The 20,176-nt window shown below is 64.4% G+C and carries 19 protein-coding genes; 5 read left to right on the top strand and 14 right to left on the bottom strand.

Translation table 11 applies throughout. The features are described from left to right. Positions 1 to 3: 3 nt before the first annotated feature. The 8 genes from V1280_RS09365 to topA all read right to left on the bottom strand — a co-directional run bounded on the left by V1280_RS09365 (position 4) and on the right by topA (position 10,998). Positions 4 to 534: a hypothetical protein gene (locus V1280_RS09365; RefSeq protein WP_148773877.1), complete on the bottom strand. Its 531-nt coding sequence runs from the start codon at positions 532 to 534 to the stop codon at positions 4 to 6. Positions 535 to 653: 119 nt separating this feature from the next. Beyond that, positions 654 to 2,492, bottom strand: coding sequence for a tetratricopeptide repeat protein (locus tag V1280_RS09360; RefSeq protein ID WP_334522122.1), 1,839 nt, complete (start codon positions 2,490 to 2,492; stop codon positions 654 to 656). 310 nt (positions 2,493 to 2,802) lie between these two features. Then, a complete protein-coding gene (gene rpmG / locus V1280_RS09355; protein WP_057756569.1) occupies positions 2,803 to 2,970 on the bottom strand; it encodes a 50S ribosomal protein L33 in 168 nt (55 codons plus the stop codon). Between the two features lie 124 nt (positions 2,971 to 3,094). Then, entirely contained in the window at positions 3,095 to 4,420 is a 1,326-nt protein-coding gene (locus tag V1280_RS09350) for an LLM class flavin-dependent oxidoreductase (protein ID WP_334522110.1), read from the bottom strand. Between the two features lie 233 nt (positions 4,421 to 4,653). Next, complete coding sequence (locus V1280_RS09345) at positions 4,654 to 5,400, bottom strand: NUDIX hydrolase (protein ID WP_334522108.1); 747 nt, start codon at positions 5,398 to 5,400, stop codon at positions 4,654 to 4,656. Positions 5,401 to 5,432: 32 nt separating this feature from the next. Beyond that, positions 5,433 to 5,873, bottom strand: a complete 441-nt coding sequence (locus tag V1280_RS09340) for a DUF983 domain-containing protein (protein WP_334522105.1) — start codon at positions 5,871 to 5,873, stop codon at positions 5,433 to 5,435. Beyond that, the gene (rnr, locus tag V1280_RS09335) at positions 5,867 to 8,230 is read right to left on the bottom strand and encodes a ribonuclease R (protein ID WP_334522102.1); all 2,364 of its coding nucleotides are present in this window, start codon (positions 8,228 to 8,230) and stop codon (positions 5,867 to 5,869) included. Before rnr ends, V1280_RS09340 begins: the two co-directional genes overlap by 7 nt. A gap of 8 nt (positions 8,231 to 8,238) precedes the next feature. Further along, complete coding sequence (topA, locus tag V1280_RS09330; protein WP_334522099.1) at positions 8,239 to 10,998, bottom strand: type I DNA topoisomerase; 2,760 nt, start codon at positions 10,996 to 10,998, stop codon at positions 8,239 to 8,241. Between the two features lie 226 nt (positions 10,999 to 11,224). On the opposite strand from topA, the gene V1280_RS09325 reads away from it, so the two are divergent. Next, positions 11,225 to 11,464 carry a hypothetical protein gene (locus tag V1280_RS09325; protein WP_334522097.1) on the top strand — a complete coding sequence of 80 codons (240 nt, stop codon included), beginning with the start codon at positions 11,225 to 11,227 and terminating at the stop codon, positions 11,462 to 11,464. Positions 11,465 to 11,844: 380 nt separating this feature from the next. Here V1280_RS09325 and V1280_RS09320 read toward each other — a convergent pair whose 3' ends face one another. Continuing rightward, on the bottom strand, positions 11,845 to 12,312 hold the full coding sequence (locus V1280_RS09320) for a winged helix-turn-helix transcriptional regulator (RefSeq protein ID WP_334522094.1): 468 nt from the start codon (positions 12,310 to 12,312) through the stop codon (positions 11,845 to 11,847). 121 nt (positions 12,313 to 12,433) lie between these two features. Here V1280_RS09320 and V1280_RS09315 point away from each other — a divergent pair, with 121 nt between their 5' ends. Together V1280_RS09315 and V1280_RS09310 are read left to right on the top strand one after the other, a co-directional pair. Continuing rightward, on the top strand, positions 12,434 to 13,207 hold the full coding sequence (locus tag V1280_RS09315) for an SDR family NAD(P)-dependent oxidoreductase (RefSeq protein WP_334522091.1): 774 nt from the start codon (positions 12,434 to 12,436) through the stop codon (positions 13,205 to 13,207). Positions 13,208 to 13,382: 175 nt separating this feature from the next. Beyond that, positions 13,383 to 13,565 carry a hypothetical protein gene (locus tag V1280_RS09310; protein WP_334522088.1) on the top strand — a complete coding sequence of 61 codons (183 nt, stop codon included), beginning with the start codon at positions 13,383 to 13,385 and terminating at the stop codon, positions 13,563 to 13,565. Between the two features lie 58 nt (positions 13,566 to 13,623). Here V1280_RS09310 and V1280_RS09305 read toward each other — a convergent pair whose 3' ends face one another. Next, on the bottom strand, positions 13,624 to 14,232 hold the full coding sequence (locus V1280_RS09305; protein ID WP_334522085.1) for an FMN-dependent NADH-azoreductase: 609 nt from the start codon (positions 14,230 to 14,232) through the stop codon (positions 13,624 to 13,626). 83 nt (positions 14,233 to 14,315) lie between these two features. Between V1280_RS09305 and V1280_RS09300 the strand changes: the two genes are divergently transcribed. Next, positions 14,316 to 14,726, top strand: a complete 411-nt coding sequence (locus V1280_RS09300) for a winged helix-turn-helix transcriptional regulator (protein ID WP_334522082.1) — start codon at positions 14,316 to 14,318, stop codon at positions 14,724 to 14,726. Positions 14,727 to 14,925: 199 nt separating this feature from the next. Here the strand turns inward: V1280_RS09300 and dprA are convergent, their stop codons facing one another. Further along, a complete protein-coding gene (dprA, locus tag V1280_RS09295; protein WP_334522079.1) occupies positions 14,926 to 16,068 on the bottom strand; it encodes a DNA-processing protein DprA in 1,143 nt (380 codons plus the stop codon). 103 nt (positions 16,069 to 16,171) lie between these two features. Next, complete coding sequence (locus V1280_RS09290) at positions 16,172 to 16,597, bottom strand: DoxX family protein (protein ID WP_334522076.1); 426 nt, start codon at positions 16,595 to 16,597, stop codon at positions 16,172 to 16,174. A 342-nt stretch (positions 16,598 to 16,939) separates the two neighbouring features. Here V1280_RS09290 and V1280_RS09285 point away from each other — a divergent pair, with 342 nt between their 5' ends. Next, positions 16,940 to 18,184, top strand: a complete 1,245-nt coding sequence (locus V1280_RS09285; RefSeq protein WP_334522073.1) for an amidase — start codon at positions 16,940 to 16,942, stop codon at positions 18,182 to 18,184. On the opposite strand, the gene V1280_RS09280 is transcribed toward V1280_RS09285, so the two are convergent. After that, positions 18,176 to 19,357, bottom strand: coding sequence for a patatin-like phospholipase family protein (locus V1280_RS09280; protein WP_334522070.1), 1,182 nt, complete (start codon positions 19,355 to 19,357; stop codon positions 18,176 to 18,178). The genes V1280_RS09285 and V1280_RS09280 overlap by 9 nt on opposite strands. Positions 19,358 to 19,564: 207 nt before the next feature. After that, positions 19,565 to 20,161 carry a glycerol-3-phosphate 1-O-acyltransferase PlsY gene (gene plsY / locus V1280_RS09275; RefSeq protein ID WP_334538248.1) on the bottom strand — a complete coding sequence of 199 codons (597 nt, stop codon included), beginning with the start codon at positions 20,159 to 20,161 and terminating at the stop codon, positions 19,565 to 19,567. Between the last annotated feature and the right edge of the window lie 15 nt (positions 20,162 to 20,176).

Genomic DNA, 20,176 nt, shown 5'->3' with positions numbered 1-20,176 from the left:
TCGCTAGCTGCGGTAGTAGCGCCACATCCGCAGGAAGGTGCGATGAATCATGTCCGGCGGCTGATCGAACGGCTCGACATTGATCCGCACCATGTTGGTGTGGCTCATCCGCCAGGGCAGGCGCATGAGCCAGCGCCAGACCGGCTGCTTGCGCCAGTCGGCCACCAGCGCGCTGGTGAGCGGCGCGTTCAGTACGATCTGGAGTTCATGCACCGTCATGGCGCGCTCGGCGATCTCGACAAGATCGATGCGCTCGACGGCGCGCCACCGGATCAGGCCGAAGGCCTGAATGAAGATGCCATATTGGTTCGCGCCGATCGTGGGACGGCCGGTCTCGAGCAGCGGAATGTTGTAGTAGGTAAACCCGGCCGCGAGTGCCGCGAGCGCAAGCCAGTAGAGCGCGCCGGTGAGAAGCGCGGCCGTGCAGAAGATCGCGGCCAGCGCCGCCGTGACGTAGACCGGGAAATAAGTATCGTCGCGGCCATAAGCGACCGAATAGCCACCGACATGTCCCTCGTCCAAGGCTGCGATCATGGACGTGGAGGCTACGACCATTGGCCGCAAATAAAAACGGGGTCGCGAGGACCCCCGTAAAACTCAGCAGCATTGGCCGATCTTACCTGATCTCGACGACTTGGCCGCCTGCGCGCCAATCAGGCAGGCAGGAGGGAAGACTGATCCTGCCTCGACCGCCACGCAGACACCAGGCCTTCGAGTTCGCTGCGAACGTTGTCCACCACGCTGGCCCAGTCACCTCGCTTGGGTTGCCTGAACAGCTTCATCGACTGATACCACGGACTGTCGTTGCGGTTGAGCAACCAGCGCCAGTCCGGGTTGAACGGCACCAACGTCCAGACGGGCGCGCCGAGCGCACCGGTGAGGTGAGCGACGCTGGTGTCGACCGAGATCACCAGATCGAGGCAGGACATCAGCGCTGCTGTTTCACCGAAATCCGTCAGATGTTCTGTGAGGTCGACGATGTCCGAGCGTTCGGCAAGGAAGGCGCGGTCCTGATCGCGGACGCCTTTTTGCAAGGAGATGAACTGGACGTCGCAATCCAACAGCGGCGCGAGCGTGCGCGGGGCCATCGATCGATTGTGGTCGTTCTTGTGATCCGGATTGCCCGCCCAGACCAGACCGACGCGGAAGCGATTGCGGGGGCCAAGCCGGTTGTCCCACGCCTGCGCGCGCGCGGCCGGAGGCGCAGGAACGTAGCCTTGCGCGAGCGGGATCGTATCGAGCCGCGTCTTGAACGCCAACGGCAGCGTTCCAAGAGGGCAGTGCAGGTCGAACGGAGGCGTTGACGACCGGCCGACACACTCTGCGACTCCGGCGATGCCGCCGAGACACTGCTGGATCGGAGGTTCGACCTCAAGGATGGCGCGAGCCCCGAGTGCGGTCACCATCGGCACATAGCGGGCGAACTGAATCGCATCGCCCAGTCCCTCGTCGGAGTGCAGCAGGATGGTCTTGCCTTCGAGCGGCTGGTCGCCAAGCCAAAGCGGTTTTGAGAAGCCGCGATCGACCAGACCGACAGAGGGAAGCCGCCAACGCGCCTCGCGCGCGCGCCAGCCGCGCTCGAAGTCGCCGGTCAGGAGCTGAAGCGTTGCCAGATAGAACAGCGTCTGCGCATCGTCGGGGGCGGCTGCGAGGGATCTGTGGAGGGTCGCGAGCGCTTCATCCAGCAATTGCAGATGCAGCAAGACCACGGCCTTGTTGTTGAGCACGGCGTGAAAATCCGGCCGGAGCGCCAGCGCCCGATCGAAGCAGGCAAAGGCCTGTTCCAGCCGGTCAAATCGCCAATGCAGCAGGCCGAGATTGTTGTGCGTCTCCGCGAGGCTCGTATCCAGCGCGATGGATTTTTCGTAATCGGTCTCCGCGTCCTCGAAGCGGTCGACCTTCGAGAGGCAAACGGCGCGCATCTGGTACAGGGCTGCTGATGGATTCAGCTTCTCGGCGACGTCGAAGCATTTTATAGCATCCGCGTGACGGCCGAGTTCGAGCAGTAGCATGCCGCAGTTTTGCGCTGGCTCCCAATATCGCGGATTGAGCTTCTGGGCCTGCTGGTAATGCAGCACAGCTTCGTCGTTCTGCCCGAGTTGCCAGAGCAGGTTGCCGACGTGATTTTGGAGGACCGCATCATCAGGCTTGAGGTTCAAGGCATGGCCGTAGTGCTGCCGTGCGTCCTCGCGCCGACCCTGCCGCTCCAGCACCGTGGCGAGGCTCAGGAGGTACTCTGCCTTCGGGGCCTGCTGGACGGCGCGCCCGATCCATTCAATGGCTGCGTCAGGCTGCTGCGCGTGAAAACAAAGCACGCCCAGCAAATGCAGGGCATCCGGATGTTGCTCGTCCAGCGTCAGCGCCTGCTGGCAACAGAGCTCGGCCTCCGCAAGTCGTCCGGATTGGAGATGCGCGAAGCCAGCCTGGCAAAGCGTCGCCGGCGTCGCTTGTCCGGATGGTGTGGCCGCGGCCGGGCGTTCTCTGCGATTCATGGACGGCTGGGGATTGATCCGAGGCAGCCTCGCAATTGAAGGCAGCGAGGCTCTTCCCTCTAACCACGCCAGGATTTCGCGAGGCTGACGGCTGCGGATGGGCCTCAGCGTGTCCGGACGAGAGGGGCCGTGCAGTTGCCCCACACTCCGTCATTGCGAGCGCAGCGAAGCAATCCAGAATCTCTCCGCGGCGACAGTCTGGATTGCTTCGTCGCAAGGGCTCCTCGCAATGACGGTGTGGAAAGAGCGGAGCCCAAACGAAAACGGGGCCCGAAAGGGCCCCGTAAACTCTGCAACGCTTTCGCCGATCTTACTTGATCTTGGCTTCCTTGAATTCGACGTGCTTGCGCGCGACGGGATCGTACTTCTTCTTGACCAGCTTGTCGGTCATGGTGCGCGAATTCTTCTTGGCGACGTAGTAGAAGCCGGTGTCGGCCGAGGACACGAGCTTGACCTTGATGGTGACCGCTTTGGCCATGTTCTGAACCTCAGAATATTGGGGAATCTGGAGCCGGCCAAGCGGCCCGCGTTGGCCGGCAACCTAGCCAGAAACCGCCTGATGTCAAGGTTTTACACCCGGAAAACCACTCAAATCGGACCCTTCAGGCCTCGAAGAACCTGTTTTTGGGCCTCGGCAGGCCCAGATTCTCCCTCAAAGTGGTCCCTTCATACTCTTTCCGGAAAATCCCGCGCCGCTGCAGCTCCGGGACCACCTTGTCGACGAAATCGTCGAGGCCTGCGGGGACGAACGGGAACATGATGTTGAAGCCGTCGGAACCGCGGCCGACCAGCCATTCCTCCATCTGGTCGGCGATGGTTTTCGCCGTGCCGACGAAGGAGAGCCCGCCATAACCGCCGACGCGCTGGGCGAGCTGGCGTACGGTGAGCTTGTCGCGCCTGGCGAGGTCGACCATGCGCTGCCGGCCGCTCTTGCTGGCGTTGGTTTCCGGGATCTCCGGCAGTTGTCCATCCGGATCGAAGCCGGAGGCATCGGTGCCGAGGACGACCGAGAGCGAGGCGATCGCGCTGTCGTAGTGCACGCGGCTGTCGAGCAGCGCGCGCTTCTCCTTGGCTTCATCGACGCTGTCGCCGACCACGACGAAGGCGCCGGGCAGGATTTTCAGGTGCTCGGGATCGCGGCCGATCTTTTCCATGCGACCCTTGATGTCGGCGTAGAGCTTTTGTCCGTCAGCAAGGCTGCCGCCGCCGGTGAAGACCGCTTCCGCGGTCTCGGCCGCGAGCTGCCTGCCGTCCTCGGAGGCGCCGGCCTGCACGATCAGCGGCCAGCCCTGCACCGGGCGGGCGATGTTGAGGGGGCCGCGGACCTTCAGATATTTGCCGTTGTGATCGAGCACATGCATTTTCGACGGCTCGAAGAAAAGTCCGCTCTCGACGTCGCGCACAAAGGCGTCATCGGCGAAGGAGTCCCACAAGCCTGTGACGACGTCGTAGAATTCGCGGGCGCGCTTGTAGCGCTCGGCGTGTTCCATGTGGTCGTCGAGGCCGAAATTCAGCGCCGCATCCGGGTTCGAGGTGGTGACGATGTTCCAGCCCGCACGCCCGCCGCTGAGATGGTCGAGCGAGGCGAAGCGCCGCGCCACATGATAGGGCTCGTCAAACGTGGTCGATCCCGTCGCGATCAGGCCGATGCGCTCGGTCACGGCCGACAGCGCGGACAACAACGTGAACGGCTCGAACGAGGTCACGGTGTGGCTGCGCTTGAGCGCATTGACCGGCATGTTCAGCACGGCGAGGTGATCGGCCATGAAGAAGGCGTCGAACTTGCCGGCCTCGAGCTTCTGGATCAGCGTCTTGATGTGGCCAAAGTTGAAATTGGCGTCGGGCCAGGCCCCGGGATAGCGCCAGGCGCCGGTGTGGATGCTGATCGGGCGCATGAACGCGCCAAGCTTGAGTTGCCGTTGTGCCATCGCGCCCAAAATCCCGTTCTGGTGACGTTGGGGGAAGACATAGGCACGAGTGGGAACTCCGCCATTGGGGGAGACTGGAAGAATTTTTTGTTTTTCGCCGGCGCCTCAGCACAATCGCGTCATTCCGGGGCGGCGGGGGAGAGGCGAGCCCGGAATCCATCGGGCCGCAGTGATTGTGGAGAGATGGATTCCGGGCTCGCGCCAAGGGGCGCGCCTCGGAATGACGGGATAGATCAGCTCAAAATATCCTTCTGCATCTTGCCGCCGTAGAAATGGAAGAACGGCACCGGCGCGTCATGGCGCAGCGGGCCGGTGGCAAGGCGGGTGTCGAGCTCGTTGAGCACATTGCGTGTCATCGGATGCAGATCGGCGAGCGGCTTTGAGCCGAGCTCGACCCAGACCAGCTCGACCAGCTCCGCGTCCGCATGGATCACGCCCTCGACGTGGTGGGTGATCGCGGACGCATCCGCCGTGAAGAAGCGCGTGTCGAAGCGCTTGACGCGGCCGGGCGGGGTGATCGCGCGCGCGATCAGGAACAGGCTGGAGGGATCGGGCAGCAGGCCCGCATCCGCGAACGGCTTCCAGGCGCCTTCGAGCTTGGCCTTGCCCTCGCTCTTGCGCCCCAAGCAGAGACCGGTCTCCTCGCAGGCCTCGCGGATCGCGGCGATCGCCAGCGATTTTGCGCGCGAGGCCGGGGTCTTCGGGCTGCCCTTCGCGAGATTCGCTTCCAGCTCAGTGGTGATGGGGGCCGCGACCGGCACGCGATAATCGTCCTTGTCGACGCGGCCGCCGGGGAAGACGAACTTTCCGGGCATGAACACCACCTTGTCGTGGCGCTTCCCGACCAGGACTTTTGGAATGCTGCCGCTGCGATCGACCAGGATCAGTGTCGCCGCATCCCGGGGACGGAAATAGGGATGGTGATCGGCTTCCTTCTGATCGTGGACCTTCGCCTTTTCGTCCTGCGCAATATCCGTCATGTCCTCACCCAAACCGCTTTTATTTATTTTGCTTACACCGGCGGAATACCATCCGGCGGGTTGTCGTCAAAGCCGTGCATGCGCAGAGCCCATTGCAAGCCGACCACAGCTCCCTTGACCGGCTGCAACAGCCCGAGGGAAGCGAAGAAGGTGAAGGGCAAATATACGGCGAAGGTCAGCCAGCCCGGCGTCGTGTAATTGGTCTCGATCCACAAAATTGACGGCACGGTGATGTGGCCGACGATGACGATCACGAGATAGGCGGGAAGGTCGTCGGCGCGGTGCGGCGTGAAGTCGAGGCCGCATTTTGCGCAGACGTCCGCGGTCTTCAGAAAGGCGCGGAACAGTTTTCCCTGGCCGCAGCGCGGGCAGCGGCCGCGAAAGCCGCGCCTCATCGCAGCCCAGACGTCGCGCTTCTCGACGAGGCCGGTCTCGCGCGTCCAGATTTTTGGGGCTGTGCTCATGGTCACCATGCCTTGCCCTTCTGGCCCCCGCCTTTCCCCTTGTTCTTGCCTTTGTTTTTTCCTTGGCCCTTCTTGCCGGGCTTTGGCTTCGACGGCTTGCGTTTTCTGTCCGGGCTGCGTCCGGGCTGCGCCTTGAGCGAGGGGCGGCGTTGCGGACCGGATTGCCTGCGCTCGCGCGGCGCGGTCTCGCTGGATGACGACAGCAGCTCGAAACGAAGCGCGCCCGCGATGGGGGCTGCCTCGATCAGGCGGACGTCGACGACATCGCCGAGCTGGTACATGGTGCGGCTGCGCGTGCCGACCAGGGCGTGACGACCCTCGTCATAGTTGAAATATTCCGTGCCAAGGGATCGGATCGGGATCAACCCGTCGGCGCCGGTCTCACTCAGTTTGACAAACAGGCCGGCGCGCGTGACCCCGGAGACGCGGCCCTGAAAACTCGCGCCGATGCGGTCGGCGAGGTGATGCGCGATCAGGCGATCGACGGTCTCACGCTCCGCCTTCATCGCGCGCCGTTCGGTCAGCGAAATATGCGCGGCGACTTCGGCGAGGGTTTCCGCCGTCTCGCTGTCGGGCAGGGCGCCTTCGCCGAGGCCGAGCGCGCGGACCAGGGCGCGGTGCACGACAAGGTCGGCATAGCGGCGGATCGGCGAGGTGAAATGCGCGTAGCGGCGCAAATTCAGGCCGAAATGACCGTAATTGTCCGACGAATATTCGGCCTGCGCCTGCGCGCGTAGCACGACTTCGCTGACCAGCGGGAAGTGGTCATGGCCTTCAAGCTGCGCCAGCACGCGATTGAACAGAGCGGGGCGCAACGCGCCGCCCTTCGCGAAGGCGACGTCGAGTGTCTTCAGAAACTCCTGAAGCGCGTGGACTTTCTCAAGCGTCGGCTCGTCATGCACGCGGTAGATCAGCGGCAGCGATTTCTTCTCCAGCATCTCGGCTGCCGCCACGTTGGCGAGGATCATGAACTCCTCGATCAGCTTGTGCGCATCGAGCCTTTGGGGAATGACGACACGATCAACCGTGCCATCGCTCTTCAGGAGGATTTTGCGCTCGGGCAGATCGAGATTGAGCGGATCGCGCTCGTCGCGCGCGCGCTTGACGCAGGCGTAGGCCGCATAGAGCGGCTTCAGGATCGGATCGAGCAGCGGGCCGGTGGTGTCGTCCGGCCGTCCGTCGATCGCGGCCTGCGCCTGCGCATAGCTCAGCTTGGCGGCTGAGCGCATCAGGATGCGATGGAATGAGTGCGAGCGCTTGCGGCCATCAGGCGCAATGATCATCCGCACCGCGAGCGCGCCGCGCGGCTCGCCCGGGACCAGCGAGCAGAGATTGTTGGAGATGCGCTCGGGCAGCATCGGCACGACGCGGTCGGGGAAATAGACCGAGTTGCCGCGGTCGAGCGCGGCGCGGTCGAGCGCGGTGCCCGGCTGCACGTAGAAGCTCACATCCGCAATGGCGACGTCGACGATGAAGCCGCCTCTGTTGTTCGGATCGGGATCGGCTTGCGCATGCACCGCGTCGTCGTGATCCTTGGCGTCGGGCGGATCGATGGTGACGAGCGGGACGTCGCGCCAGTCCTCGCGGCCCTTCAGGTTTGCGGGCTCCGCGGCTTCCGCCTCGCGCTCGGCAGCGGAGGAGAATTGCAAGGGGATGTCGTGGGCGTAGATCGCGATCAGGCTGATCGCCTTCTCCGATTTGACCGAGCCGAGCTTCTCCTTGACCCGGCCTGAGGCGAGCCCAAAGCTGCGCGTGCGGACGATGTCGACGCTGACGAGGTCGCCGTCCTGGGCGCCGCGCGTGTCAGCCGCGGCAATGTTCAACTCGCGGTCGGCGGACTTCTTGTCGACCGGGATGAGCCGTCCGCCGCCTTCGGGAAGGCTGCGGAACACGCCGAGGATGCGGCTCTTGGTCTTGTCGAAGACCTTGATAATGTGGCCGCGATAGGCCGGACCTTCGGTCTCGTTGGTCGGCTCGACCCGCAGCAGCGCGCGGTCGCCGACGCCGGCGGTCGTGCCAGGCTTCGGCCGGCGCGGCATTGCGATCAGGATTTTTGGCGGTTCGCCGCTCTCGACCTCGTCCCATTCGCTGGGAGCGGCGATCAGCTCGCCGTCAGAATCGCGGCCGGTGATGTCGGCGACCAGCGTCGTTGGCAGGCTGTCCGGCTCGGAGACCGTGTGGCGTTTTTTCTTGATGGTGCCGTCGTCGGCGAGCTCGCGCAGCAGGCGCTTGAGCTCGATGCGATCGGCGTTCTTCAGGCCGAACTCGCGCGCAATCTCGCGGGTTCCGACCTTTCCTGGATGTGCCTTGATGAAGGCGACGATGGCGCTCCGCTCGGGAAAGCCATGGTCATTCTTGCGTTTCACTTAACCTCTTAAGTCGTGCCGGCACTTTTCTTGGCCGGAGCTTTGGCGGCGGACGCCTTGGTCGGCGACGTCTTGACTGCTGAAGTCTTGGCGGTCGACGACACGGCTGCGCGCGCCTTGCTGGTGGATTCGGATTTGGTTTTGGCTGCGGCTTTTTTCGCGGCCGGTTTCTTCTTCGGCGCGGCGTCGTCGCCATCCGCAGCCTTGGCTGTAGTCTTCTTGGCCTTGGCCGGCTTCGCCGCCTTCTTGGGCTTGTTGCCGCCGCCCTTGGCCGCGCGCTCGTCGATCAGCGCGATCGCCTGCGGCAGCGTCACCGTGTCCTTTTCGAACTCGGCCGGGATCGTCGCGTTGACGCCGCCGGCGGTGACATAGGCGCCGTAGCGGCCGCTCTTCACGGTGACGGTGCCGAGCGTCGGATGGTCGCCGATGGCTTTGCCGGGATCGGCACCGAAGCGCCGGCTCGGGCCCTTCGCGACCTTCTCCGCGATCAGTGTGACCGCGCGGTTGAGGCCGATGTCGAAGACCTCGTCGCCGGCTTCTAAGCTGGCATAGGTCTTCTCGTGCTTCACGAACGGTCCGAAGCGGCCGAGGCCCGCGGTGATCGGCTCACCGGTCTCCGGATGCTTGCCGATCTCGCGCGGCAGCGACAACAGCTTCAGCGCAAGCTCGAGCTCGACATCGCCAGGCGAGGTGCCCTTCGGAATGCCAGCGCGCTTCGGCTTCTCGCCTTCCTCATAATCCTTTTGCTCGCCGAGCTGGATGTAGGGGCCAAAGCGGCCGGCCTTGACCCAGACATCGCGACCCGTATCAGGATCCTGGCCGAGCGAACGGTCCGCGGTGGTCTCGCCGTCGGCGGCGAGCTGACGGGTGTAGCGGCATTCCGGATAGTTCGAGCAGCCGACGAAGGCGCCGAACTTGCCGGCCTTCAGATTGAGCCGGCCGTTGCCGCAGCTCGGGCACTGCCTGATGTCGCCGCCATCGGTGCGGGGCGGATAGATGTGCTGTCCGAGCAGGTCGTCGAGCACATCAAGCACCTGCGCCACGCGCAGATCTTTGATCTCGTCGACGGCGCCGATGAAGCCGGTCCAGAAATCCTTCAGCACCTGCTGCCAGGAGATCTCGTTGTTGGAGATGCGGTCGAGCTGCTCCTCCAGATTGGCGGTGAAGTCGTATTCGACGTAGCGGGCAAAGAAGCTTTCGAGGAACGCGACCACGACGCGGCCCTTGTCCTCGCCGTGCAGGCGCTTCTTCTCCAGCTTGACGTAGCCGCGGTCCTTCAGCACCTGGAGGATCGAGGCATAGGTCGAGGGCCGGCCGATGCCGAGCTCTTCCATCCGCTTGACCAGCGACGCTTCCGAGAAGCGCGGCGGCGGCTCGGTGAAATGCTGGGTGACGGACAGCGACTGGCGCTTGAGCGCGTCGTTCGGGCTCATGGCGGGCAGGCGGCGGGAGTCCTCGTCCTCCTCGTCGTCGCGGCCTTCCTGGTACAGTGCCAGAAAACCGTCGAACTTGACGACTTGTCCGGTGGCGCGCAGCTCCAAGGTGCGGGCGCCTGCCTTCGCCGTGATGTCGACGGTGGTGCGCTCGAGCTCGGCCGATTCCATCTGGCTCGCGATGGTGCGCTTCCAGATCAATTCATAGAGCCGCGCCTGATCGGCATCGAGCTTGCGGCTCATGCTGTCGGGGCGACGCGACATGTCGGTCGGGCGGATCGCTTCGTGCGCTTCCTGGGCGTTCTTGGCCTTGGCCTGGTACTGGCGCGGGGCGTCCGGCACATAGGCGTTGCCGTAATCCTCGCCGATCACCTTGCGCGCCTGAGTGATCGCGGACGGATCGATCTGCACGCCGTCGGTACGCATATAAGTAATGAGTCCGGTGGTCTCGCCGCCGATGTCGATGCCTTCATAAAGGCGCTGGGCGATGCGCATCGTGTGCGCCGGCGCAAAGCCGTATTTGCGGCTGGCTTCCTGCTGCAGCGTGGACGTGGTGAAGGGCGCCTGCGGATTACGGCGGGCCGGCTTGGCATCGACCGCGGTCACGGCGTAGGCGGCTGTTTCCAGCGCCTTCTTGAAGTCTTCGGCTTCCGCGCCGGTGCCGATGTCGAGGCGCTGGATCTTCTTGCCGTCGGCGCCGACGAGACGGGCCTCGAAGGCATCGCCGCGTGGCGTCAGCAAGGTCGCGATCAGCGACCAGTATTCGCGGGCGACGAACTTCTCGATCTCGAGCTCGCGGTCGCAGACCAGACGCAGCGCCACCGACTGCACGCGGCCGGCCGAGCGGGCGCCCGGCAGCTTGCGCCACAGCACGGGGGAGAGGGTGAAGCCGACCAGATAGTCGAGTGCACGGCGCGCCATATAGGCGTCGACCAGCGCGCCGTCGATCTGGCGCGGATGCTTCATCGCGTCCGTGACCGCCTGCTTGGTGATGGCGTTGAACACCACGCGCTCGATCTTCTGATCCTTCAGCGCACGTTTTTCTTTCAGCACCTCCAGCACATGCCAGGAGATGGCCTCGCCCTCGCGATCAGGGTCGGTCGCCAGAATCAGGCGGTCGGCGCCCTTCAGGGACTTGGCGATGTCGTTGAGCCGGCCGGCCGCCTTGGGGTCGATCTCCCAGATCATCTTGAAATTGGCGTCGGGATCGACGGAACCGTTCTTCGCCGGCAAGTCGCGGACATGGCCGAACGAGGCCAGGACCTCGTAGGACGAGCCCAGATACTTGTTGATCGTCTTGGCTTTCGCCGGCGACTCCACAATGACGATATTCATGTAGTTCCAGTAACTTACGGGGAAATATTGGACCGAAATCGACGAGATTCGGATCGGCCCTTTCGACCCGAACATGGGTGGTGAGGCCCTCGCTGTCAAATCGAAGGGTGTTGAAAGCCGGCGGAATGGGAAAAGTTTCATATCGAGAAAGTTGCGAAATACCACCTTGGAGTTGTGGCCGATGTCGGCGTAATGTTTTCGCGGGGCATGGATTCGGGTGGGGCTGGTGGCAAAGCCAGGAAAGAAACGGGCGCGCGCCGCAACAGGCGCGCGGGGAGGCTCGCGCAGCGAGGAACCGGGCGAGGGCGGCGTCGATGAAGCCGTGGCCTTCATCGCCGAGCAGGCCGGCGCATTGCGCAAGCTAGCCGAGCACCACAAGCTTGACGTGCTGCATTATCTTCTGGGCATGACCAAGCTCGAGGCCGACGAGCATTTGCGGCTGCGGAGCAAGCGCAAGTTGTCGTGACCCGTCATCCTGAGGTGCGAGTGGCGCGATGCATAGCGTCGCGCCGGGAGCCTCGAAGGATGAGCGGCCGAGATGCTTCAGCGTACTCCCCGCCGCAACGGTCGGGCCGTCGCCCTTCGAGGCTCGCCCAAGAGGCGAGCACCTCAGGATGACGGGGAGAGATTCGAGCGCACGACTCTAACCCCGTCATTGCGCAGCGAAGCAATCCAGAGTCTTTCCGCGGTGACAGTCTGGATTGCTTCGCTGCGCTAGGAAGAAACGTCGAGCTAACCCATTGATTCCATTCGCGACGCCAAAGGCCGTTTCATTCAGCGCGCGTCGGCCCCTCGAGGCCGGTCCCAACTCGCAATGACGGAGTGTGTGGTGGCAGTTGGCCCCAATCAAGCCGACCGCCGCCGCGGTGCCGGTCGCGGCTTCAGGGTGATATCGGCCAAGCTGAGCAACCGTCCATCCTCGGCGTGCAGCTCGAGCTTCTTGACCGGGCGGCCTTTCGCGCGATCGATCATGATGGTGTCGATCTCCTCGGGCGTTTCGTCGAACTCCTCGCTCCATTGCCGCAGAGCGACCAGGATCGGGAAGAGGCCACGTCCCTTCGGCGTCAGCACATATTCCTGGTAGGCGCTGCCGTCGGAGGCGGGGACCATCGCCAGAATGCCATGGTCGAGCATTGATCGCAGCCGCGCCGACAAGATGTTCTTGGCCATGCCGAGCTTGCTCTGAAACTCGCCAAAGCGGCGCAGACCGAGCATCGCTTCGCGGATGATCAGGAGCGTCCACCAGTCGCCAATCGCCTCCAGCGATCGCGCGACCGGACAACCGTCACCCTCAAAACTCGTTCGCTTCACCATCGTCCTGGCCCTGTCGCATTCGCCCGATTTCGACGCCGGTCACGCGCTTGTGTGGTTGCATTATAAAACCAATCGGCCTAGATGGCAACATGGTTTTATTATGCAACCACTGGAGGCGAGCATGAGGCTGAAGAACAAGACTGCACTGATCACCGGCGGCAACAGCGGCATTGGACTGGCGACCGCAAAGCTGTTCGTGGCCGAGGGCGCGAAGGTGGTGATCACCGGGCGCAACAAGGAGGCGCTGGCGGCCGCGGCGAAAGAGCTCGGGCCGAACGGCCTTGCGGTCGAAGCCGACATCACCGACATCGCCGCCACGGAAAAGGCGATTGCGCAGGCGGTCGCGACATTCGGCAAGCTCGACATCGTGTTCGCCAATGCCGGCATTCCCGGCAACACGCCGGTCGGCGGCACCACGCTCGCGGCGTTCGAGCAGGTGATCCGCACCAATTTGACCGCGGTCTTCTTCACCGTGCAGGCGGCACTACCGCATCTCAACGACGGCGCATCCATCATCCTCAACGGGTCGGTGATCTCAGTGCTCGGCAATCCCGGTTATGCGGCCTACGCCGCCAGCAAGGCCGGCGTGCGCGGGATGGCGCGCGTGCTCGCCTCCGAGCTTTCGCCGCGCGGCATCCGCGTCAATGTGGTGGCGCCGGGCGCGATCCGCACGCCGATCTGGAAGGGCGCTGCACCGACGGAACAGGCATTCGCCGTGCTGGAGGGCCGCATCGCCAAGACGACTCCACTTGGCCGCATTGGTGAAGTGGATCACATTTCGAAGACGGTGCTGTTCCTCGCCTCGGATGATTCTGCACATGTCACGAGTGCGGAGATCTTCGTCGATGGTGGTTCGACCGGATCGCCGGCAGGCGCGCCGATCTATCGCGGTTGATCAATTCAAGTGCAAATTGAATCGGTCGGCACACGCAAAGCGGTTGCGCCGGCCGGTTCCCACATCTCACGAGGTGTATTTCCTGAAGCTTGCGTGATGCGTTGAACCTTCGCGCGTGCTGCCAAGACCTTTCTACGGGCAGGGGTCATAAGACCCATTTTAAGGGGAGCCCGTTATGCCAAAAGCAGCACGTATTTATTCTCCGATTTCAGCACCGCGTATTTATACCGAACGTTCCGCAGTTCCGGCCAAGCACTCCGACACGTCAGAGTTCATCGGGGTCATCATCTTCTCCGGCATCGGGCTTTTCATTTCGCTCCTCGCCGTGATCCTGGGCGTGCAGGGCGCCTGGTTTTAGCTCACGCGATCTGTCAGCCGCCGCCGGAGTCCGGCAGCGGCTGGTGTCGGTGTAAGCCTTAGGCTGCGCGCAAGCTCGTGGCGGCCTGAAGCGCGCCGGCCAGCGCTTTCTCGCGATGCTCGGGCCCGACCTGAATGCCGTCAGCGCTGATGAACTCCGGATTGACGCCGATGAATCCAAATACCCCGCGCAAGTAAGTTTCGAGGTGCTCGAGCGCTGCGTACGGCGTATCCGCGCCGTAGTAGCCGCCGCGCGAGATGGCGAGAATGACGCGCTTGCCGCCGGCCAGGCCCTGCGGTCCATTCGCGCCGTAGCTGAAGGTCTTTCCTGCGACGACGACGGCACGGTCGATCCAGGCCTTGAGCTGGCTGGGAATGGTGAAGTTGTACATGGGCGCGCCGATGACGACGATGTCGGCGGCGAGGAACTCGTCGAGCGCGTCCTTGCCGGCGGCAAGGTCAGGTCCGAGTTCAGCCGGGGCGGGGGCGCCTTGCGCGACCGCAAGATGCGATCCCGAAAGATGAGCAAGCGGGGCCTGGGTCACGTCGCGATAGGTCACCTCGAGCGAAGGCGTTGCCTGCCGCAGGCGGTCGACGATGGCGGCCGAAACCTGCCTGGAGACGGAGTGTGGGCCGAGCACGCTGGAGTCGATATGGAGGAGTTTCATTTGGGTCACCCATGGTATAGATTTGTAACTCGCACTACATGAGTGACTATCGAAAACCCCGCAAGAACGCACTTTTTTGAGCCATGGGCACATCTTTGGAACCGACACACATCGATTTTCCTGCCGAGCGGATGCCGGACCCCAACCATTCCGACTGCCGCGGGGTCGCCTCGATCCTTGCGCGCGTCGGCGACAAATGGAGCGTGTTCGTCATCATGATGCTCAGCGACGGGCCAAAACGCTTCAATGAGCTGAAGCGCATGATCAACGGCATTTCGCAGCGGATGCTGACCCTGACGCTGCGTGGACTGGAGCGCGATGGCCTCGTCACACGCACGATCTTCCCGACGATTCCGCCGCGCGTCGATTACGAGCTGACCGATCTCGGCCGCGGATTGCAGCAGCCGGTGAAGGCGCTGGGCGAGTGGGCGATCGCGCATCAGGAGCAGATCGCGGCGGCGCGCACGCGCTTCGACGAGCGCAACGGCAGCTGAGGCAGAATGAGCTTTGGTTGAATAGGTGCGAATCGAGCACTCCGAACACCTCTCCCGAAGGGAGGGGTCGGATCGCATCGCCAGATGCGATCCAGGTGAGGAGTTGCGGTCTCACCGAATGCTGCGGCCCCTCACCCGGATTGCTCGGCAATCCGACCTCTCCCCGCTGGGGAGAGGTGAACCCAGACAGCTGATCCGTTTACAATAACGACACCAGTCCGCCACCGTGGCGTTCGAGCCGGCCGGCGAGCTCAAGCTCCAGCAGCACCGTGCGCACGATCGCGGGCGAGGCGCCGGACATCCGCACGAGATCGTCGATCGAGATCGGAGCCGGGCCGAGCAGGCCAGTGATCTGGTCGCGGTCATGCCCTTGCGGATCGTTCTCGAACGGCTCGCTGTCGGGCTCGCTCATCGGATGCATCAGCGGCCGCTCCATGATCGGTGCGACAGCGTTGATGATGTCGGCGGCCTCGGTGACGAGGGTCGCGCCCTGCTTGATCAGATCGTTGGTGCCGGCGGCGCGCGGATCGAGCGGCGAGCCGGGGACGGCGAACACTTCACGGCCCTGTTCGGCCGCCATGCGCGCGGTGATCAGCGAGCCCGAGCGGAGCGCCGCCTCCACCACGACCACGCCGAGCGAGGCGCCGGAGATCAGCCGGTTGCGGCGGGGGAAATCGCGGGCGCGCGGCTCGTGGCCGAGCGGCATTTCGGAGATCGCCGCGCCCTGGTGATCGAGGATCGCGGTGAGCAGATCGCCATGTTCGGACGGATAGATACAGTCGTGGCCGCCGGCGAGCACCGCGATCGTGCCGCTCGCGACGCTGGCGCGATGCGCGGCCTGATCGACGCCGCGGGCGAGCCCCGAGATGACGATGAAGCCGGCCTCTCCAAGCTCATGCGCGAGCTGGCCGGCGAACTTCAGGCCCGCGCCGGAGGCATTGCGCGAGCCGACGATGGCGATCATCGGCCGCATCAGCGTTGCGTTGTCGCCGCGCACGGCGAGCAAAGGCGGTGCATCGTCGAGCGTCACGAGCCGCGCCGGATAGCCGTCCTCACCGGGCGCAAGCCAAGCGATGCCGAACTTGCGGCTTGCGGCGAGCTCGGCCTTCGCGTCGTCCACGCCGCAGATGCGCCCCGATCGCGACGCGCCGCCCCGGCGCGCCAGATCCGGCAGCCGCTCCAGCGCGGCACGCGCCGTGCCGAAATGATCGACCAGCGAACGGAAGGTGCGCGGTCCGACATTGTCGGAGCGGATCAACCGCAGCCGGTCGATCCGGTCAGCCTCGGTCAGTTCTACGCTCGGATTGATGGCGTCCACGGCGTCTCCTTGTGGGCGCAGCATGGAACAACCTGAGGGCGTGGGCAACAGGGGGAGCGCGATCGCGGTCAAAAGCACAACCGGGAAGACCCGCCGCGGTCGACGGGTCCTCTCCAAGCTCGTCCGGTTAGCGCGCGTGCGCCGCCTGAACGGCACCGACGCTGCCACGCAAGAGGCGTGCATCAAGGCTGAACGCACCAGCGCCGAAGGCAAAGATCTGAAGCAGTCCGCCCGCCATCATCACGTTCTTGAGGAAATGGATCATCTGATTCTGATCGGCAAAGTTGTTGTGGAACGAGACCCCGGCAGCCACCGAGAAGATGGCGAGCGCCAGCGCGACCGAGCGGGCCTGATAGCCAGCGATCAGCAAGAGACCGCCACCGAGTTCGACCAGAACTGCGATCGCATAAGCCACCGGCGGCACCGGTAATCCAGCAGAGGCGATGTAGGCAGTCGTCGCACCATAGGCGGCGAGCTTGCCGAAGCCGCTCATTGCAAACGGGAGGCCGATCATCAGCCGGCCAACGAGGGAAGCATAACGGGTCGTATCCATGGTAGTCGCTCCTGTGCTTGGTCGAGGTCCGACGGCGGTGACGCACCAGCGTCTGCCGTTTGGAAGAAGTTGCGTCGCGGGCCTTCGTTGTGGCCTCACGGTGGCCCTTTTGAATTGCTGCATAAATAGAAATGATGGAAAGTCATCGTTTCTATTTTTGGTCTATGAGCCGACCGTCGCGGCGCCGAGTGCTGCGGTCGAGATGCCCGCCTCGAACTGCTCGACGCATTCATTCGATCGGTGTTGTCTCGTCAGACTCCACGCATGGATTGATCGCGTCGGCGTGCGCTTGCGCGGCCTCGTCGCGATGCTAAAAGCGATCCCAATAAGAAGGATTTTGCCATGATCTCACTCGCCGACCTCCAGCGCCGCATCGCCAGCGGCGAGCTTTCGCCCGATGACGCCATCGCCCAGTCGCACGCGGCGATCGAGGCACGCGAGAAGGACGTCCGCGCCTTCGTCCGTCATGACAAATCCGCGAAGGCGCAGGCCTCGGGCCCGCTGCGGGGCATCGCAGTCGGCATCAAGGACATCATCGACACCGCCAATATGCCGACCGAGATGGGTTCGGAGATCTATCGCGGCTGGCAACCGCGCGCGGATGCGCCGGTCGTGATGCTGCTGAAGCGGGCGGGCGCCACCATCATCGGCAAGACCACGACCACAGCGTTTGCTTCGCGCGATCCGACCCCGACGCTCAATCCGCACAATCTGGGCCATACGCCGGGCGGCTCGTCCTCCGGTTCGGCGGCCGCCGTCGGCGCCGGCATGATCCCGCTCGCGCTGGGCACCCAGACCGGCGGCTCGGTGATCCGGCCCGCGGCTTATTGCGGCGCAGCCGCGATCAAGCCGTCGTTCCGGATGCTGCCGACCATCGGCGTGAAATGCTATTCGTGGGCGCTCGACACGGTCGGCCTGTTCGGATCCCGCGCGGAGGATCTTGCGCGCGGATTGCTGGCGATCACCGGGCGTACTGAATTCGACGGCATTGCCGCGGCGAAGGCACCGCGGGTCGGCGTGGTCAGGCAGGAGTTTGCGGAAGGCGTCGAGCCGGCGGCGGAAGAGGGGTTGCTGGCGGCGATCAAGGCGGCCGAGAAGGCCGGCGCCAGCGTGCAGACCATCGATCTGCCCGAGGCGGTGAAGGAGGCCTGGCGCATCCACCCGATCATCCAGGATTTCGAGGCGCATCGCGCGCTCGCCTGGGAGTTCGACCAGCATCACGACGAGATCGCGCCGATGCTTCGCGAAAGCCTCGATGCCACCGTCGGACTGACGCCGAAGGAATATGACGACGCGCGCCGGATCGCCCGTCGCGGCCGTCGCGAGCTCAGCGAATTGTTCGAAGGTTTCGACGTGCTGCTCACCTATTCGGCGCCGGGCGTAGCGCCGGCCAAGGAGCTCGCCTCGACCGGCTCGCCCCGCTACAACCGGCTGTGGACGCTGATGGGCAACCCTTGCGTCAACGTGCCGGTGATGAAGGTCGGCGGTCTGCCGATCGGCGTGCAGGTGATCGCGCGCTTCGGCAACGATCCCGGCGCGCTGGCGGCGGCGTGGTTCCTGGAGAACGCCCTGGCGAAATCAGGCTAGTGCGGGCTCGGCCACGGGCAGGGCGCGTTGAGCTTCGGTGCCCGCCGTGCTTTGCCCGAGCCAGCGCTCGGCGGCTTCGCGGCCGCTTCGGTGCAACAGGCGGATGAAGCCGCGGCCGAGATCGGTGGACGAGCGCTGCGCGAGGCCGTCGACGGAGTCTTCCGCGGCGATTGTCGAGAGCCGCAGCGCGGGGGCTGCGTGGGACTGCGCCCATGCGATCGCTGCGATCTCGGCCTTGAGTGCGGCGTTGGCGGCGATCTGGTCGAGGCGGCGATCGATCGCGGCGAGCGTGATCGGCACGTAGCTGTCACGCGTGGGCGTGACCTGGATCAGCAGCAGGTCGGCGGTTGCCGATTGCTGCGCCAGTTTGATGAGCGGCGGATTGCCGCCAAGGCCGCCGTCCCAATAGGCCTCGCCGTCGATCTCGACGGCGCAGTGAACCAGCGGCGGGCAGGTCGAGGCCAGCGCGACGTCGGCGGTCACGGCGTCATTGCCAAAGATCTGCTGCTGCCCGTCGCGGATCCGCGTTGCCGCGATCAGAAGCTTTGGGCATTTGGCATCGCGTAAGCGCGCGAAATTGATGTCGCGTGACAGCGCCAGGCGCAGCGGATCGAGATCGAACGGATCGAACTGGCCGGAGCGCAGCGTCGGACCGAAGGCGACCGAGCTTCCCGCCGGCGAGAAGCCGCCGATCAGCATCAGCGAGCGGAACGAGGCCTCGTGCATCAGCCGGATCCAGAACCGGTTCAGCCGGCCGCGCGCGCCTTCGCGGCCGCCTTCGGCAAGGCCGCAGGCCAGCAGCAGCGCATTGATGGCGCCGGCGCTGGCGCCACTGATGGTGTCGAATTCAATGGACGGCTCTTCCAACAGCCGCTCCAGCACGCCCCAGGTGAAGGCGGCAAAAGTCCCGCCGCCCTGAAGCGCCAGTGACAGTCTTTTGGGCGGCCATTGTTCGGCACGCGGCTGCATGGGCGCAGCAGTCGTTAAACGTTCGACCGCTGCAGGAGCTTGCAAGACAGGAGCATGTGGCGGTGCCGGCGGCGGAACGGCGACAGGCTTTGGCGCAGGCGGCGGTGAGGGCGCATCGGACCAGATGTTGGTCGATAAGAGCAGCCGGCTTGCCGCAGTGGCCTGCGAGCCGTCGCCGTGCGTGCTGTCAATCTTCTCGCTCATTCTGAGCAACCGCGTAACGCCATTTCCGCTGTCAGGATGACAGGCATGGAACCCGTTCGCTACTGCCGGCCGCGAAGGGCTTCCGAGTTGCGAACAGGAATTGGCACATAATGCGGAGGCCTTGCGGCGGTATCCGTACTTTTTCCGGTCCTATTGTTTGAGCATGATCTTTTCGGAAAACCGCTGCGCACTTTTCCGGATCATGCCCTACGCCTTCTCGCCGATTCGGCTTTCCTTGCCTGATTGCAGCCGCTTGATGTTCTCGCGATGCGCGTAGAACAGCAGCAATGTCAGCACCACGGCCAGCGCGGACAAAGCGAGGTGGCCGAACCACCACAGGAACAGCGGGGTGATGAAGGACGCCACCAGCGCCGAGAGCGAGGAATAGCGGGTGGTGAAGGCGGTCGCGAGCCAGAGCACGCAGAACACCAGCGCGGCCGGCCAGAACAGGCCGAGCAGGATGCCGATATAGACCGCGACGCCCTTGCCGCCTTTGAACTTGAGCCAGACCGGGAAGAGGTGGCCGAGGAAGGCGCCGAGGCCAGCCACCATCGCAGCGTCGGGACCGGCGATGTAGCCGGCGATCACCACGGCCACGGTGCCCTTGAGCGCGTCGAGCAGCAGGGTGCCCGCGGCGAGGCCCTTGCGTCCCGTGCGCAGCACGTTGGTGGCGCCGATGCTGCCGGAACCGATCGAGCGGATATCCTGCGTGCCTGCGAGCCTGGTCAGCACCAGCCCAAACGGAATCGAGCCGAGCAAATAGCCGATGACGAAGGCCACCGGCAGGAATGCATCAAGCCCCATGGCGGTGTCTCCATG

Origin of the sequence: Bradyrhizobium sp. AZCC 2230, assembly GCF_036924495.1 — a bacterium.
In the GTDB taxonomy this organism is placed as follows: domain Bacteria; phylum Pseudomonadota; class Alphaproteobacteria; order Rhizobiales; family Xanthobacteraceae; genus Bradyrhizobium; species Bradyrhizobium rifense.
The sequence above is the reverse complement of the archived record's forward strand: the minus strand, read 5'-3'. Positions and strand labels throughout refer to the sequence as shown.